Raw genomic sequence first — 16,349 nt, forward strand, 5'->3', positions numbered from 1 at the left:
TAGGAGTAGCTATATGCTCTGTCTTGGGATATTTGGTTGTTCAGTATCAACATCTTCCAATTTTGTAAAAACAGTTCTTGACAATGCAGCACCAGCTCCACCCCCAATTGCAGCTGCAGCTACAGTTATAAGGCCAGATTTGAAAGATTCTTTATGAATATTAAGGATGATGTAAGAAATCGATGTATATAATCCTGCAATAACTCCTGATAATACAATATTTTTTGTACTAATTGACTTGCATACTTTTTTAAAATTATCTGCAGTTGTCGCTAACTTCTCTCTTGCTTCAGAATTATCTGACATTGACTCCACTATGTGTTCTAAATTATTTACAACTGGCATAGATAGCAGTCCTCCAAGTGTTACTGCAACAACTTCACCTACTTTTGATTTTCCAAGACTAGTTTTTGAGGTTATTGTCATAGATATTAAAAATATTACTAAAGACATAGGAATTATTGGATTTTTATTTTCTTGGTGTCTTTTCTCTGACTCTTGTTGTTCCCATGATGAGTGTCCATCATAAGTTTGTTGACTAAGATCATCTCCATTATCGTACTGGCTTTTTTTTCTGGATCAGATAATACTTCGAATGCTTCTGATATCTTTTTGAACTTTTCCTCGCACTCTTTAAATTTTTTTTTCAGTTGAATTAGTTGATCTCTTTCTGCTTCTGAAAGGTGCGTCTTTGCTTTTAACATATTGAGATCTACTATTTCAGGAAATTTATCTGGATGAAACTTAAGTGCTAATTTTCGATATGCTTTTTTTATCTCATCTTGAGTAGCATTTCTTTCTACTTCTAATACTTTATAATGATCAATCATTTATTCCTCTCTATTTTGAAACATTTTTCATTACATCACCAATACTACATCTTTATGAAAGCACGGTAATACAATATAAATGTGTAGCAAATATTATAATAACTGTCAAGATTTTAATAAATTAAGTAAAGATTTATAAAAAATACTAAACCCTGTAGCGTTACAAGAAATTTGTTTATTTACCTTCTTAAAATTGCAAAAAACACCCACCTTTGTAAGAGCAAGCCGCATAAATACGTGGTTGTAAAAATAGAAGCTTCAAATTGCTGCAACAAAGTCAGGTAAATTAGTTCAGGTAAATTAGTTCGTATATAAATGTGGCAAAAGTAAGCTAATATAGATATTTTCACGATATACTAAATTTTCCTACCATTTCCAAATAAATTACATTAACTTGGACATGAATGGAATGAAAGTATATATTTATATAAACAGCTTCTTATTTATAAAATCAGAAGTAACTTAGACGGATTTAAGATAGCACTATTACAGTTTACATTAAATCTTAATGACTCTTTTTTTACGTTCAATTGTTTTACTATCAGGAGGTAACTTACATGTCGTTGATCACCTTATATCACGCCATTTTTGATACTTTCAACACTTATGGAAATTTGTCAAGGAGTTTCATCCAGCAAGAAGTCTAAAAGCAAATTGACTTTCATTTCACTGAAGCACTATACTAAAGCTACGATGGGTAATTAGCTCAGTTGGTAGAGCACTTGCTTGACGTGCAAGGGGTCGCTGGTTCGAGCCCAGTGTTACCCACGATTTTTGCTCATAAAAAGATTTTGTATGACAGCAGTGCACAATGGCAAACACTCAATAGCAGAGTCCAAGCGCTTAATTTATTCCATAATAATAGTCGCAATAACAATGCTTATGGAGATAGCAGGTGGAGTAATTTCACATTCGCTTGCTCTACTATCAGATGCAGGGCATATGCTCACTGATCTTTTTGCCTTGATTTTAAGCTGGATAGCGCACAAATTTTCAGCTAAGAAATCTGATTTACAGAGGTCATATGGGTATCACAGATTGCAGATAATTGCAGCGTTTGTTAATGGCTTAACTCTATTTCTCATTGCAGCAGTCATTATCATTGAATCAATAAAAAGATTTATTTTTCCAGTTAATGTAGAATGGAAAGTAATGCTAATAATTGCCACACTTGGCCTGATCTCTAACATTATAGTCTTTTTTATATTACATAGTAAATGTGAAAGCAATATAAACATAAAAAGTGCTGTACTGCACGTCATAGGAGATATTTTAGGCTCTGTAGCTGCTATAGTTGCATCCATAATTATCATGCTTACCGGATGGCAAGTAGTGGATCCTATTTTGTCAGTATTTGTTAGCGTAATAATCTTAAGCAGTGGCTATAAAATTCTCAAGAATTCTTGCCATATACTCCTTGAAGGCACACCCGAGGGTGTATCTGCTGAGGAGATAAAAAGTGAGATTATATCTAAGCTACCTGAAGTGATAGATGTACACCACATACATGCATGGTCACTATCTGATAATTATTTTATACTTACCATGCATGCCAAGATAAAGCAAAATGGGCAACATACTAATATTCTGTATGAGATAAAAAAAATACTATTAAATAGTTTCAAAATCGCACACTCTACAGTTGAAATTGAATACGATGAATGCGTAGACAGTAAAATACTTAAGCATTGACATCTATAGGCTATTTGTTATTACTACAATATCATAATATTATAGAGAATAGGCTATGATAGGTATTTCCCAAATACAATTTCCTGGAAAAGGCTCTTACAGATTAAAGACAGCAAGCTACTTCGCAGCTTTTGTTTCTTTAAGCATTTTAGTTAATCCGGCCAATGTCTTTTTATCTTTCGCTACAGTATTTTTTAGATCTGAAATAAAAACTTTTTACGTTTATAAAGACATAAAAACTGCAAAGCAGGAAAAAATAAGTAAAAAGGAATATTGGGAAATATTTTTTAAGAATAATAAAATTAAGATAGCATCTTTCTTTTTATTTTTTGTTTTTGTAACATATCTAACCTTTACGACTACTTTTCTACTCGTTTCGTTACTTGCAACAATACCACTTGCAATGGTTTTAATTCTATTACAAAGTGAATTAAGGCCAAAGGATTTTAATCCATTTACGTTACTTAAAGCTGCTATAAATTTCTTTTTAGAAGGCATAAAAGAAAATACTCGCAGCATGACAAATAAGTTTGATGATACTTACGAGCATTTACTACCCCATCAATTGAACGATGATATTAGTAATAATATTGATAAGTTACTGCATAAATATGGTGGGGTACCAGAAGACGTTATTAATGATAAAGAATTTAAAGAATTTATTGAATATATAAATCATTTACATATGCTTGATGGCCAACCATTTAGTAATGAGAATAAGGGAAAATTAGTGATGTTTTTGCAAGATTTTTGCAAAGGTAATGAGAAACATAGCTCTGGTTTCAATGGCGGGCAAATTCTTCTGTTAGTTCTGAAAGCTTGCAATGATGGAAATAGAGAAACTGTAAAAAACAAAAAAGACGCGCTGATTGCAAATTTACTAGATAGTCAAACTTTCTCTAGAAAAGAACGAATTCCTAACACATGTTTTACTGGTATTATCTACAGAATGTTAAGTACATTAGAGGGTATTCATTCCGATCCAGAGATTAAATTTACACCACCTAGACAAATGCTCCTTACAGAAGCAGAAAATGAAGCACGTAAGTTTATGTTAGACAGGCTAAAAAATAAGAAGAACAGTAAAGAAATTCTTAGGGCTTGGCATAACGCCCAAAATAATTATGAAGATGATAAAAGTCAAAAAATAGTTGATGATTTTATTGCAGAAGTAAGTATTTCCTTAATGAGAAATTTACTGAGTTTTACTTCTCAATATAGTGAACAAATTGTGCTGACGTTAATGAAAAATATTAACTCTGTAAAGTTAAATAAATTAGAGCATTATACATTGAATCAATACATAAGAAATAAATTACAAGATCATGATTTAGATAATCAAATTGAAAATATCAAAGGAAAAGTCTTTTTGAAGCTTTTAGAGCTTGATTTACTTAAAACAGATTTTTCTCTCAAGGATTCATCTTTGGATGAAGCTAAGAGAATAGCTGATAAGGTAATAGAGAAAGAAATTAAGGAATTTAGGCTAAAAGCTGAGAAGACCGTTGAAGGTCAAGTGGCCAGAATGTTAGATAGTTTAAGAATGTTACCACTAGAGAAAAGGTGTTATAGGGTATACACAGAACTGAGTAAAAATAGCAGAGACGATAAAGAAGAAGTAAAGAAAATTCTGCAAGAAAAACTAGCAATAACAGAAGCAGTGATAAATAACATGTTAAAAAAAGAAGCTTCACACAGGCTAGAGATAGAGATTGAAGATATTTATAATCAAAATAAGCGCAATGTAACCACACTTTATGAAAAAACAAAAGAAGTAAAGCAAAGATTTATTAAAGATGGACTTTTAACACCTCAAGAAGTAGAGAGTATAACAAGAGTAAAAATTATAATCTTAAATAAAGAAGATAAAATAATACCATCAAGCAGTTTATCTCGTAGTTTAAGTGTCAGTGATTTAACATCTCATCGCTTATAAAAACTTACGCTCTCTGCTTTGCAGAAGGTTTGTAATATTTCTGTGGTGCTTTAAGAAAATCAATATTGCTACAATGAGTAGTGCAAGAAATAATTCTTTTTGAAAAAAGAAAGACGCTACAACAATTATTACAGCCGCAGTCAAAGAAGCAAGAGAAGAATATCGAAAGGTAAAAAATACTATTAGCCAAATAAACACAAACACTGATGCCAAAGGGATATTAAGTGCTATCAAAATTCCCAAAGTTGTCGCAACCCCCTTTCCTCCATTGAACCTTAGCCAAATAGGAAACATATGTCCTAAAACTGCTAAAATAGCAGATGCATATATCCACAGATCGTTATCAAAAAATTGTTGTGCTATATAAATTGCGATAAATCCTTTAAAGGAATCCAAAAGTAATGTCAAAACAGCAAGAAATTTGTTTCCTGTCCTTGCAACATTTGTAGCACCAATATTTCCAGAACCTACTTCTCTTAAATTTATTCCTTTTATTTTTGTAATAATTAAGCTAAACGGTATTGAACCTAATATGTAAGATAATACAAAAACTACAAATATCTCTATCATAGCAATAAATCTAGCTAATTTTATTATTCCTCAGCCTTTTTAGATAACATTGGACTTCATTGTTAATCTGGTTGCTAAACAATATAAGTGCTGTCATATTGATGAGTGCTAAACAAGAGAATAAAGCTCCACCAATATTAGCAATAGCCATTATATCTTTAGATAAACCTGACAAAAATGCAACCGCTACTACTGCTATACGATATATTACTACACTTTTTACACCAAACAAATACAGCCATCCCATTTCACAACAATATACAAATGAAATTACTGAGGAAAACGCAAACAAAGGTGCAGCTATGGTTAAAAGTATAGGAAACCAAGAAGAAACTGTTTCAAATGCTTTCTGGGTGATCAATATTCCCTCGCCAATGCCGGTCTGGTATGCACCTGTTATTACTATTGTTATTCCTGTTAAGCAACAAATTAACATTGTATCAAAGCATGGTTCTATCATTGCAACCAGACCAGTTCTAACTGGCTCCTCATCTTTAGCTACCGCGTGAGTGATTGAAGCAGAGCCAACACCTGCTTCACTGGCAAAAATTGCTCTTTGAATCCCAGCGACAAATGCTCCTACTCCTCCTCCACCAACAGCATTGAAGTCTATCATACTGGAAAACAATATTTTCAATGTATTGCTAAAATTGTGAATATTGAATGCAATGATTGTGACACAACTCAAAATATATATGAGTGACATAATAGGAACTAGCGCAGAAGAGACTTTAGCTATTCTCCTGATTCCACCGATAATCACTAGAGCAAGTAATGCAGAAATTATGAAGGAAAGAACCCAAGGATGACTATCTATCCAGCTTGAATAGCCAGATAATATTGAAACCATTTGATTAGTCTGAAATGCTACACTTCCACCAAGACCTGACAATACAAGAAACACTGCATATATTGCAGCTAGCACAATACCAAGCTTCTTAAATCCAAATTCCTCTAGTCCATTTCTTATATATTGAAAGGGACCACTGAATAACTGCTCCTGGCCTTCTGTTCTGTGTCTGAATGCTAAAGTTACTTCAGCAAACTTTGCAGACATACCAAAAAAACCTGTAATCATCATCCAAGGTACCGCTCCTGGCCCTCCCATTGAAATTGCGATTGCAACACCAGCAACAGTTCCAAGGCCTACTGTGCTTGATAGCGCGGTTACAAATGCCTGAAAATGCGTAATGTGACCATCATGATGATCTGTGTCATATTTTCCACATAAAATAGCGAACGCATGCTTAAACATCCTTATGTTGAGAAATCTAAAACGTAGTGTTAGAAATATATAACCAAAGGCCAATAAAAGAATTATAAATGGTACGTGAAAGATCTTGAAAAACAACACTTCATTCATGAAGTTGCTTACTCCATTTAATGCAGTGTCATAACTTTTATGAAAAATTGAAGCAGCGTATACATCATTAAATGGTAGGCAAAATAACACTATATAAAGCATTCTATAAATCATGTTTAATACCTTTTGTAATAAGAATCTATTGTATTTAAGACTTCCCTTCTCAGTAGATATATCGCAACAGCATTTGGAATCATAAGGCACATAAACAGGCTATCACCTAAATAAGATATAAATTCTACATTTTTTGATATACAGCTGATATACACTGAACCCACTATAAAAAACTGAAACAATATCAGTACTTTTTTGTTACCAAATAAGTACACTAGGGCAACTTCACAGTAGTAATAGTAAGCTATTATTGTGGAAAATGCAAAGGAAAACATTATCAGCGGAAGAGCTAGCTTGCTAAATAAAGGCAAGGCTGTTGAAAATGCTGAGCTAACTAACATAATATCACCTACGGTATTAGTGCTATGCATATCGGTGATAATTATCACAATACCAGTCAAAAATGAGACTAATATTGTGTCTACAAATGGTGCAATCATTGCAACACTTCCAACTTTAACTGGGTCTTTCTCTTTTACAATCGAATGTGCTATAGCTGCTGTTCCAGTACCTGCTTCATTAGCAAACACTGACCTTCTTACCCCTGCTATTAATCCACTCAATACTCCACCTCCTATAGCTGATTTGTTAAAGATATCTTGAAATATTATAGATAGAGCATTCAGTAGATTATTTCCGTTTACACAGATTAAATATATACACATGCCTATATAGAACATTATCATGATCGGCCCTAAACCTGTTGCAACTAAAGCAATTCGCTTTATTCCTCCCAGTATTACAATTAATACAAATAGCGAGATAATAACAGATGTGTTGTATTCAAATAAGTTACTTGACAACGCTGCAATTTGATTTGCCTGAAATGGTATACCGCCTAGAATCATTGCAACAAGCAGCATAACTGCGTAGATAAATGCAAGGAATTTTCCAGTCTTCATAAATCCAATCTTTGCAAGTCCATGTTCCATATAATAAAAAGCCCCACCAGTTGTGTTTTCAGAGCGATGAGTAAATGCAAGCACTACTTCAGCAAATTTTATTGACATGCCAAGTACCCCGGTAATTATCATCCAAAAAACTGCACTTGGCCCCCCTATTGTAATAGCTATTGCAACTCCTGATATTGTTCCAAGACCAACTGTTCCTGAAATTACCGTTGCAAATGCCTGAATGTGGGTGATTATGCCGTTATTATTATGGCTCTCTAGGTTGAATAGTGTTTGTATCCCATATTTGAACAACCTGAAGTTAATGAATTTGAATCGAATCGTACAAAAAACCCCAGTTGCAATTACCCAAATAATTATAAATGGTATGTTGAATATCTTTATATATAAAAAAGAGTTTAATAGATCAGTTACTTTTATAATCATGTTGCTCACTATTTTTTATGTAGCTGACTAGTTTTATATGCGTAATGTATATAAAGTCCGATACTTATTGGAATAGTTAAGATATAAACTACACCTAAAATTGGTAGTGTTATCCAGGGCTTACTTATAAAAAATATGATCAATATTCCAAAAAATGACACAAATATATAGGATAAACTTTTAGGGACATAAATGTATTTTGCAGAGAAAGTTGGAATATGACTTATCGAAAAAAATGAGATGGTCAAAAAGTAACAAGCTGTATTCTTTACGTTAAAAAATTGCTCTATAAGAAGTAGATATTCACTTTCATGAGATTGAAAGGTAATAATTATTGGAAACAGAACAAGTAAAGCGCATACAGGGGCTGGAACACCAGAAAAGAAAAATTTTTTCCAGTATAATTGCTCTAAATGTAGCGAAACATTGAATCTTGCAAGTCTTATTGATATGCAGATTACATATATCATTACTAAAATCCATCCTACAACTTTAATTTCATTTAACTTCCAAAAATATAAAAGAAAAGCAGGTGCTGAACCAAAATTTAGAAAATCTGCAAAAGAATCGAGTTGTGCTCCAAAATCGCTGGTTGATTTTAAAATTCTGGCTATCCTGCCGTCCATTCCATCTATTATTGCTGCAATGATAATAAAAATTGCTGAAAATTCCCATTGTTCATTAAATGTGAATTTAAGTGAAGTAAGGCCAGCACATAAACCTAATAAAGTTATAAAGTTTGGGAATAACTTGGTAATAGGTAAAAATTTACTGTTACTTTCATCGTTATTCATATAACATCAAAAGTAAGCTTCTCTTGTTTATTAAAATCTGCTATAACTGTCTCACCGCCAATGACAGTTTGTCCTTCTGAAACTCTTACCTCTATACCAATAGGAATATAAATATTTACTCTGCTACCAAATCTTATAATTCCAAATCTTTCACCTGCTTTTACGCTCTGAGATGTCCTCAAATTACAAACAATGCGGCGTGCAATAAATCCAGCTATTTGCTCTACAATGATTTCTTTTCCCTTCTCATATTCAATCGCAATAACCTGTTTTTCATTCTCATTACTAGACCTATTGCTTATTGCGGAAACAAACTTGCCTTTTTTATAACTCATTTCCTTTATTGTACCAGATATTGGTATACGATTAACGTGGACATTCAAAACACTTAAAAATATGCTAACAAGCGTAAACTTCTTTTCTTCTTCATTCTCTTCTGATAAAGAGTAACTAACTTCTTCTATCTTTGAAATTACACCATCAGCAGGGCTTAATATAAAGTCCTTATTGTTTGGTACAGCTCTTGCCGGATCACGGAAGAAATAAGTACATAATAATGTTGGGAATAAGCAAGTAATGCCAGCCCCCCAAGATATAGAAAATGCTATACATGTTACTATAAAGGAAATAACTATAAATAAATAACCTTCTCTGTTTATATTAGGCAAACCAAAGCACATAATTTATTCTCGATAATTCATTATTAACAATTTATCATTTATAATTTCTCATGAAAAGCTTTTTTTCACTTCTTCACTTTTGGAATGCTTATATAAACATTTGCTTATATAACCATTGATAGAGATTAATTTTTAATGAAAATTTAATTTTCTTAGCTATTGTTAATATTATTTTAATAAAAACTTAATAATAATTCTTAATAATATATGAATTGTTGTGTTCTTAATTTCGTATGACAGGGGAAATAGAAAAAGATGAATCTCCTTCCTTATACTCTGCAATTCGGATGGGTGATATTGAAGCTACAGAGCTGCTAATAAAGTTTGGTGCAAATGTCAATGATAGTTATGAACGTAATAGTACACCACTACATATTGCTATCGGGTATAAGCAGTTTGAAATAGCGAAATTGCTGATAAATAACGGAGCAAACGTTAACGCAAAAACTGAAAATCATGGCAAAGATGACTTAACACCAATGCACCTTGCAATTTTTGCAAACACGCCAGAGTTTATAGAATTGCTAGCTAGCAATGGTGCGTCAATTGATGAAAGAGAAAGCACTGAAGGACATACACCTTTTCACCTTGCTGCTTTATATGGGAATAAAAGTGTAATACAAGCCTTAGTTGATAAGGGACAGAATATTGAAGATATTGATAATAATGGACGTACAGCTTTATTTTTAGCTATTAGGCAATGCACTGGAGCAGAGGATGATAGCAGAATAGAAGTTATCGAGTATTTGATAAATAAACTCAAAGCAGACATAACGAAAAAAGATAATAATAACAACACAATACTTTTTCCTGCTGCTAATAATTGTCCTGAAAAAGTAGTGAAACTCATCATTAAACAATATGTAGGAAGCTTTGATAGAGATCAGTTGAAGAATTTTATCAATCATAAAAATAAAGATGGAATGGATGCTTTGGATATTGCGCTCAACAGTGAAAATGAAGAAGCCATTGAAGTACTTAGATCATATGGAGCAAGTATTGAAAAGATAGAAGGTGAAAGTTGTATATTTCGTGCAGTAGAAGAAGGTAATACAGGAAAAGTGAGCCTTCTTTTAGAGCAAGGAGCAAACGTTAATATAAAAAATGGGAATGGACTTACTCCTTTAGATCTTGCAATGCAGGAAAATGATAAAGACATGGCTCGATTCCTCAGAGAGAATAAAGCAAAAACAGGTTTAGAGATAAAAGTTCAGTTAGCAGCATTAATTACGCTAACTATTATAACCTTCGGCTTAGCACTAGTAGTGTATTTTATTGTGAAAGGTATTAAAGAAATTGCTGCACAAAAAACAGGCAGTACTCTCAATAATGTAGAAAGTACAAAGATAGAACCTCCTATCAAGCACAAATAAAGCTTTTACAGGTAGTTGATAAGTTTCTTGCTTTATTTACATTCTTTCTATAGCATGATATATTAATGTTAGAATAGGGTGTGTGGTATGTTTGCAGGTCAAAATAATAATCAACAGCAGAATAGAAATAGAGCACAAGACTTAGTAAGAAGAGTACAAAATGCTCATAATAATACTAATAAAATTAAAAAATTCATTAATATAGCTTTATTAATAAGTATGATTCTTCCATTTTCTCTTCTGATACAATTTTCTTTGTGCTTATGGATGGTAAACCATTTTTTAAAACCAGAGGAAAATGAGAGAAGATTATCAGCATGGCCAAAAAATATTATTAGAGGAATATTAACGGCTGCTTTAGTCATATGTATTATTATTTCTTGTGTATTTTTAGTGCTTCCTATGTTGTTCTTCTGCTTGCTAAACAAAACACTCACTGAAGCAATACAGCAGTTTAACGATTTAATACAACAAATTCCAGAGGAAGAAAGGGGCCTTTTTGCTGCTGATATAGTCAATATTCTTCCCTTTGTTGCGCAAACTACTCATGATCCAAGTGCAGTTGCTAGTATAAACTTGAGTGTTGATAGACTCGTAGAAAAGTATAAAGAGAATTTAAGCAAAGATGAATTCTATGTACAGCTAAATAGAGGTAACACAACCGGCATTGAAGAGTACATCAAACAGTCAAATGAGTTTACAGAAGGCGATAAATCTCATGCACTTGAATGCTTAAGATTTATCAATAGAACAGGAGATAATTTTAAAGACAATCATAGTAAGTTAACACTAAAGCAAGCAGCTATTTTATGTTGGAAAGCCTGCAATGATAGAAATACAGGGACAGAAAATCAAAGAACTCCTTTAAATGATGAATATATAAAAAATAGAAAGGATATGTTTGTAAAAGGTCTTGTAGACGCTGCAACAACTTACGGTAATCAAGGTCAAAGTTGTGCAGGTGGAACATACAATAAATTATTTGAGTCTTTATCTGGCTTACATCCATCAGTGGTTATTACACTCGATGGAGAAGAGGCTAGAGAAATGATAAAAGAAACGATCACACAAAAATTCCCTGAAATGGCCAGAACCAATTTCACCAATTTCTCTGGAACAGAACAAGAAAGGATCCGTAGCGAGTTACCAAAGTTATCATCTGAAACAGTAAGGTATATTATGACTACGCATTCAGCTCTTGAGAGAAGGTGTCAGGAGTTCAGCAATAGATTAAACAATGATAAAAAGAATGAAATATTAGAAGAGTGTATGAGCAACTTATCCTGTGTTGAGCTAGAAAGTCCAATTGAAAGAAGAAGGTAAATTGTATTTGATTGTAGCCATTTATCTTAAAATATGAAGCAGAGTTTTGGATTATTTGAACTTAAGTTTATGTATTGAAGTAACATGTAAAACCACTTCGTGTAGGTGATGTATTATATTTTATCTACATGTCAAAGATCCTTCTCTCAACTTAAAGATGTTGCTAATCAGCACATACAAATGTAATATTAATTAATATTTATAAATAAAGCAATTCCATGGAAAGTAACTACAACGCTGACGCAATAAAAATCCTAAGAGGTCTTGATGCTGTGAGAAAGCGTCCGGGTATGTATATTGGTGACACTGATGATGGATCAGGCTTGCACCATATGGTGTATGAGGTTGTTGACAATGCGATAGATGAGTCTTTAGCTGGTTATTGTAGTAAGATTGAAGTTAGCATAAATGAAGATGGCTCAGTATCTGTAACCGATAACGGTCGTGGCATTCCAACTGATATTCATGCAGAGGAAGGAATATCAGCAGCAGAAGTAATAATGACCCAACTACATGCAGGAGGTAAATTTGACAGCAATACCTATAAGGTTTCCGGAGGATTACATGGTGTTGGAATTTCAGTTGTTAATGCGTTATCGAGTTGGTTGGAATTAACCATCTGGCGCAACAAAAAAGAACATTTTATGCGCTTTGAAGATGGTGAGTCTGTTGAATCTTTAAAGGTAGTCAATGAAAACACAAGTAAAAGAGGAACTAGAGTAACGTTTATGCCATCAACGGGGACTTTTAGTAGTATTGATTTTAGTTACTCCACTCTTGAGAGTCGCATCAGAGAATTGGCATTTTTAAACTCAAATATTGAGATCATTTTGTGTGATCTCCGTAATAAACCACATGTAAAGTCTCATTTTAACGATAGTAAAGAGTCTGAAGATAATTTTGGTACAGCTAATTTTGTACGTTACTTAGACAAGAATAAGACACATGTTACTAAAATTGCCAGCATTAGAGATGATATAAAAGATCTAGGTACCAGTGTAGAAATATCAATGGAGTGGAATGATTCCTACTATGAGAATATGCTATGCTTCACAAATAATATAAGACAACGGGATGGTGGTACGCATTTGGCAGGGTTTAGATCTGCACTAACCAGATGTATCAATAACTATGCAAATAATGAAGGTTTTTTGAAGAAGGCAAAAGTGAACTTGACTGGAGAAGATGTTAGAGAAGGCTTAACTTGTGTTTTATCTCTCAAGATGCCTGATCCTAAATTTTCTTCACAGACAAAAGATAAATTGGTCAGTTCTGAAGCGCGGGCAGTTATAGAGAGTATAGTTTTTGACAAGTTGAGTACAATACTTGAAACTGACCCCAAGTTAGCAGCAAGTATAGTAGAAAGAGCAATTAGGTCAGCAAAAGGAAGAGAAGCCGCAAGAAAAGCACGAGAGTTAGTTAAAAATAAAAACAATATTAATATTGCAACTCTACCTGGAAAGCTTGCCGATTGTCAGGAAAAAATTCCTGAGTTATCGGAATTGTTTATAGTAGAGGGTAATTCTGCAGGTGGTACTGCAAAGCAGGGACGTAATCGTAAAACACAGGCGGTACTTGCTTTAAGAGGAAAAATTCTAAACGTAGAACGTGCAGGGCTGGATCGTATTTTTTCATCTGCAGAAATTGGCTCTCTGATCACGGCAATTGGAGCTGGAATAGGGAGTGAGCACTTCGATATTGAAAAAACTAGGTATCATAAAATTATCATTATGACAGACGCAGACGTTGATGGATCGCATATAAGAACTTTGATTCTAACTTTCTTTTTTAGACATATGCGTGAAGTAATTGAAAAAGGATATTTATACATAGCGCAGCCACCCCTCTATAAAGTTACAAAAAATGCTAAAGATACTTATATCAAAGATGATGAAACTTTTGAAGAGTATATAGTAAATTCAGCGATTAAAAGATTAACATTAAATGGTGTAGGCAAAGATTTGCGTTTCGTTTTGAATAAGTGTCTCAGTATTTCAAACATTAGCAAAAATTATGATAGGGAAATACCAAAAGATCTCTTAGAATCATTGCTAATTTTAAGTAAAAAGAATGCTCTATTGTCTGCTGATGAGATATTAAAATATTTAAAATTGATGTATAGTGAATATACTTGGGAAGTAGAAGTAAAAGATGAGGAAATTCACATTGCTAAATTGTTTCAAGGGTTAGCAGACAAATATGTATTCTCGCTTAGTATGCTTGAAAGCAAAGAAATACAGAATATATTGAGTTCTCTTGATAACATAATTGACTTATTTAATGGTGATTCATTTTTACAGTCGCAAGAAACTGAAATAAAAATAAAGTCTCCAAGTGCACTCGCAAAAATAGTGATGGATTATGGTAAAAAAGGTTTAGCTCTGCAGAGATTTAAAGGCCTTGGTGAAATGAATGCTGATCAGCTTTGGGAAACTACACTCAATCCAGAAACTAGAACTCTGCTAAAAGTTGAAATAAAAGATTGTGAGGAAGCAGATAGCATATTCTCGGTGCTAATGGGTGATATAGTTGAACCACGTCGTGACTTTATAAATAACAATGCACTTAACGTGCATGATGTTGATATTTGATTTTAGAAACGCTAAACCCTTATGGCTTAGCATTGTGTGCCAAACCGGCTATTTAAAACGTACTACTGACCAATCCATTTCAGAAATCTGAATTGATTTCGGTTGTATTCCCGTTTTTGATCATAAATATATAGATTTTCTGCCCTATTGTTGTTATAATTAACACCTTGCTAAATTGAATGTTAATGAATGAATTGAGAAGGTTCACTATTACAGAGATGTATGATGGACTAAGACGGGGGGATTTTTCTGCTGTTGAGCTTGTAGAAACGCATGTTAGTGCAGTCGAAAATGAGCAACTAAATGCATTTGTAACAAAAACCCCAGAAATCGCGATAAAAGCTGCTAAAATAGCAGATGAATACTTTTTGAAACAAAAAGATAATATTTCATCACTTATGGGCATACCAGTTGGTGTTAAAGATTTATTCTGTACAAAAGGAATAAAAACAACAGCATGCTCAAAAATGCTGGAAAATTTCATCCCGACTTATGAATCTACGGTATCTAATTTGCTTTTAAAAAGTGGAGCAGCCATGCTCGGTAAACTTAACATGGATGAATTTGCTATGGGCTCTGCTAACATAAATAGCTATTTTGGCCCTGTTGAAAATGTATGGATTAGAGAAAGTGATGGAGAAAAAGTTGTTCCTGGTGGATCATCTGGTGGATCTGCAGCATCAGTTGCTGGGTTTTTATGTGCTGGAGCATTAGGAAGCGATACTGGTGGGTCTGTACGTCAACCAGCAGCTTATTGTGGAGTGGTTGGAATAAAGCCAACTTATGGAAGATGTTCGCGTTTTGGTATGATTGCATTTGCAAGCTCTCTTGATCAAGCAGGAGTCATTACTCGTTCTGTTTCTGATTCAGCATTAATGCTGGAAACAATTTGTGGCTATGATGAAAAAGATTCAACATCGAGCGAAAAACCAGTGCCTAAATTTTCTAATCTTATAAATGGTGATATCAAGGGTAAGCGCATTGGTATACCAAAAGAATATAGAATGGATGGGATTTCAGAAGAAATCGTTCATCATTGGGAAAAAGTTTCTTCCAATTTAAAAGAAAATGGTGCTGAAGTTGTTGACATTACTCTGCCTCATACTAAATATGCGATACCGGTTTACTATCTAATTTGTTCTGCTGAAACTTCATCTAATCTTGCTCGCTATGATGGTGTACGTTACGGATTCAGGGTTGATGCTGATACCCTTGAAGAAATGTACTCGCTAACAAGAGCAGAAGGTTTTGGTAAAGAAGTGAAAAGGAGAATTTTAATTGGTTCTTATGCGCTTTCTTCAGGTCATTACAATGGGTATTATGAAAAAGCACAGTGCATTAGGGCATTAATCAGAAATGATTTTATAAAAGCGTTTGAAAAAATAGATTACATACTTGTGCCATCTGCTCCAACAGAAGCTTTCGGCTTAAATGAAAAGTCAGATCCGCTAATGATGTGCATTAATGATGTGTTTACCGTGCCGGCAAGCTTAGCGGGATTACCTGCTATTTCTATCCCTGTTGGGCTCTCAAATGAAGGTTTGCCACTTGCCTTGCAAGTAATTGGAAATTATTATGATGAAACTGGAATATTAAATATGGCAAGTGTGATAGAGCAAAATTGCGGCAGAATAATTGACTCTCTTATATAATATATTTTCTTATAGTAACTATAGCATTATGATTATTTTAGCTATAGGAAACAAGAACTTGATTTTTGTAACTAAATAATAGACCATCAAAGGC

The 16,349-nt window shown here is 33.4% G+C and carries 12 protein-coding genes, 1 tRNA gene and 1 pseudogene; 7 read left to right on the forward strand and 7 right to left on the reverse strand.

Features of this window, described 5'->3' with window-relative positions:
- Positions 1-9 precede the first annotated feature (9 nt).
- Both EJB00_RS01280 and EJB00_RS06585 read right to left on the reverse strand, forming a co-directional pair.
- A complete protein-coding gene (locus EJB00_RS01280) occupies positions 10-453 on the reverse strand; it encodes a hypothetical protein (protein WP_015588301.1) in 444 nt (147 codons plus the stop codon).
- 269 nt (positions 454-722) lie between these two features.
- A pseudogene (locus EJB00_RS06585) lies at positions 723-830 on the reverse strand (DnaJ domain-containing protein); the annotation flags it as partial.
- A 695-nt stretch (positions 831-1,525) separates the two neighbouring features.
- Between EJB00_RS06585 and EJB00_RS01290 the strand changes: the two are divergent.
- The 3 genes from EJB00_RS01290 (at position 1,526) to EJB00_RS01300 (ending at position 4,458) form a co-directional block, all read left to right on the forward strand.
- Positions 1,526-1,598 (forward strand) — tRNA-Val (locus tag EJB00_RS01290).
- Between the two features lie 27 nt (positions 1,599-1,625).
- Positions 1,626-2,522 carry a cation diffusion facilitator family transporter gene (locus EJB00_RS01295; RefSeq protein WP_015588303.1) on the forward strand — a complete coding sequence of 299 codons (897 nt, stop codon included), beginning with the start codon at positions 1,626-1,628 and terminating at the stop codon, positions 2,520-2,522.
- Positions 2,523-2,577: 55 nt separating this feature from the next.
- A complete protein-coding gene (locus tag EJB00_RS01300; RefSeq protein WP_135352911.1) occupies positions 2,578-4,458 on the forward strand; it encodes a hypothetical protein in 1,881 nt (626 codons plus the stop codon).
- Here EJB00_RS01300 and plsY read toward each other — a convergent pair.
- Genes plsY through EJB00_RS01325 form a run of 5 tightly spaced genes read right to left on the reverse strand, consistent with a single transcriptional unit; the run spans position 4,453 to position 9,316 of the window.
- Positions 4,453-5,028, reverse strand: a complete 576-nt coding sequence (plsY, locus tag EJB00_RS01305) for a glycerol-3-phosphate 1-O-acyltransferase PlsY (protein ID WP_015588304.1) — start codon at positions 5,026-5,028, stop codon at positions 4,453-4,455. The genes EJB00_RS01300 and plsY overlap by 6 nt on opposite strands.
- A 10-nt stretch (positions 5,029-5,038) precedes the next feature.
- Entirely contained in the window at positions 5,039-6,505 is a 1,467-nt protein-coding gene (locus EJB00_RS01310) for an alanine/glycine:cation symporter family protein (RefSeq protein WP_135352910.1), read from the reverse strand.
- 2 nt (positions 6,506-6,507) lie between these two features.
- Positions 6,508-7,842 carry an alanine/glycine:cation symporter family protein gene (locus EJB00_RS01315; RefSeq protein WP_135352909.1) on the reverse strand — a complete coding sequence of 445 codons (1,335 nt, stop codon included), beginning with the start codon at positions 7,840-7,842 and terminating at the stop codon, positions 6,508-6,510.
- Positions 7,843-7,850: 8 nt separating this feature from the next.
- Positions 7,851-8,636, reverse strand: a complete 786-nt coding sequence (locus tag EJB00_RS01320) for a CDP-alcohol phosphatidyltransferase family protein (protein WP_015588307.1) — start codon at positions 8,634-8,636, stop codon at positions 7,851-7,853.
- The gene (locus EJB00_RS01325) at positions 8,633-9,316 is read right to left on the reverse strand and encodes a phosphatidylserine decarboxylase (protein WP_135352908.1); all 684 of its coding nucleotides are present in this window, start codon (positions 9,314-9,316) and stop codon (positions 8,633-8,635) included. Before EJB00_RS01325 ends, EJB00_RS01320 begins: the two co-directional genes overlap by 4 nt.
- Positions 9,317-9,549: 233 nt before the next feature.
- Between EJB00_RS01325 and EJB00_RS01330 the strand changes: the two genes are divergently transcribed.
- From EJB00_RS01330 to gatA, 4 genes are all read left to right on the forward strand, one after another.
- A complete protein-coding gene (locus tag EJB00_RS01330) occupies positions 9,550-10,689 on the forward strand; it encodes an ankyrin repeat domain-containing protein (protein WP_135352907.1) in 1,140 nt (379 codons plus the stop codon).
- A gap of 87 nt (positions 10,690-10,776) precedes the next feature.
- Complete coding sequence (locus EJB00_RS01335) at positions 10,777-12,012, forward strand: hypothetical protein (protein ID WP_015588310.1); 1,236 nt, start codon at positions 10,777-10,779, stop codon at positions 12,010-12,012.
- A 218-nt stretch (positions 12,013-12,230) separates the two neighbouring features.
- Positions 12,231-14,603, forward strand: a complete 2,373-nt coding sequence (gene gyrB / locus EJB00_RS01340) for a DNA topoisomerase (ATP-hydrolyzing) subunit B (RefSeq protein ID WP_015588311.1) — start codon at positions 12,231-12,233, stop codon at positions 14,601-14,603.
- 185 nt (positions 14,604-14,788) lie between these two features.
- Positions 14,789-16,255, forward strand: a complete 1,467-nt coding sequence (gatA, locus tag EJB00_RS01345; RefSeq protein ID WP_135352906.1) for an Asp-tRNA(Asn)/Glu-tRNA(Gln) amidotransferase subunit GatA — start codon at positions 14,789-14,791, stop codon at positions 16,253-16,255.
- Positions 16,256-16,349: the final 94 nt, after the last annotated feature.

It is taken from the genome of Wolbachia endosymbiont of Drosophila mauritiana (assembly GCF_004795975.1).
In the GTDB taxonomy this organism is placed as follows: domain Bacteria; phylum Pseudomonadota; class Alphaproteobacteria; order Rickettsiales; family Anaplasmataceae; genus Wolbachia.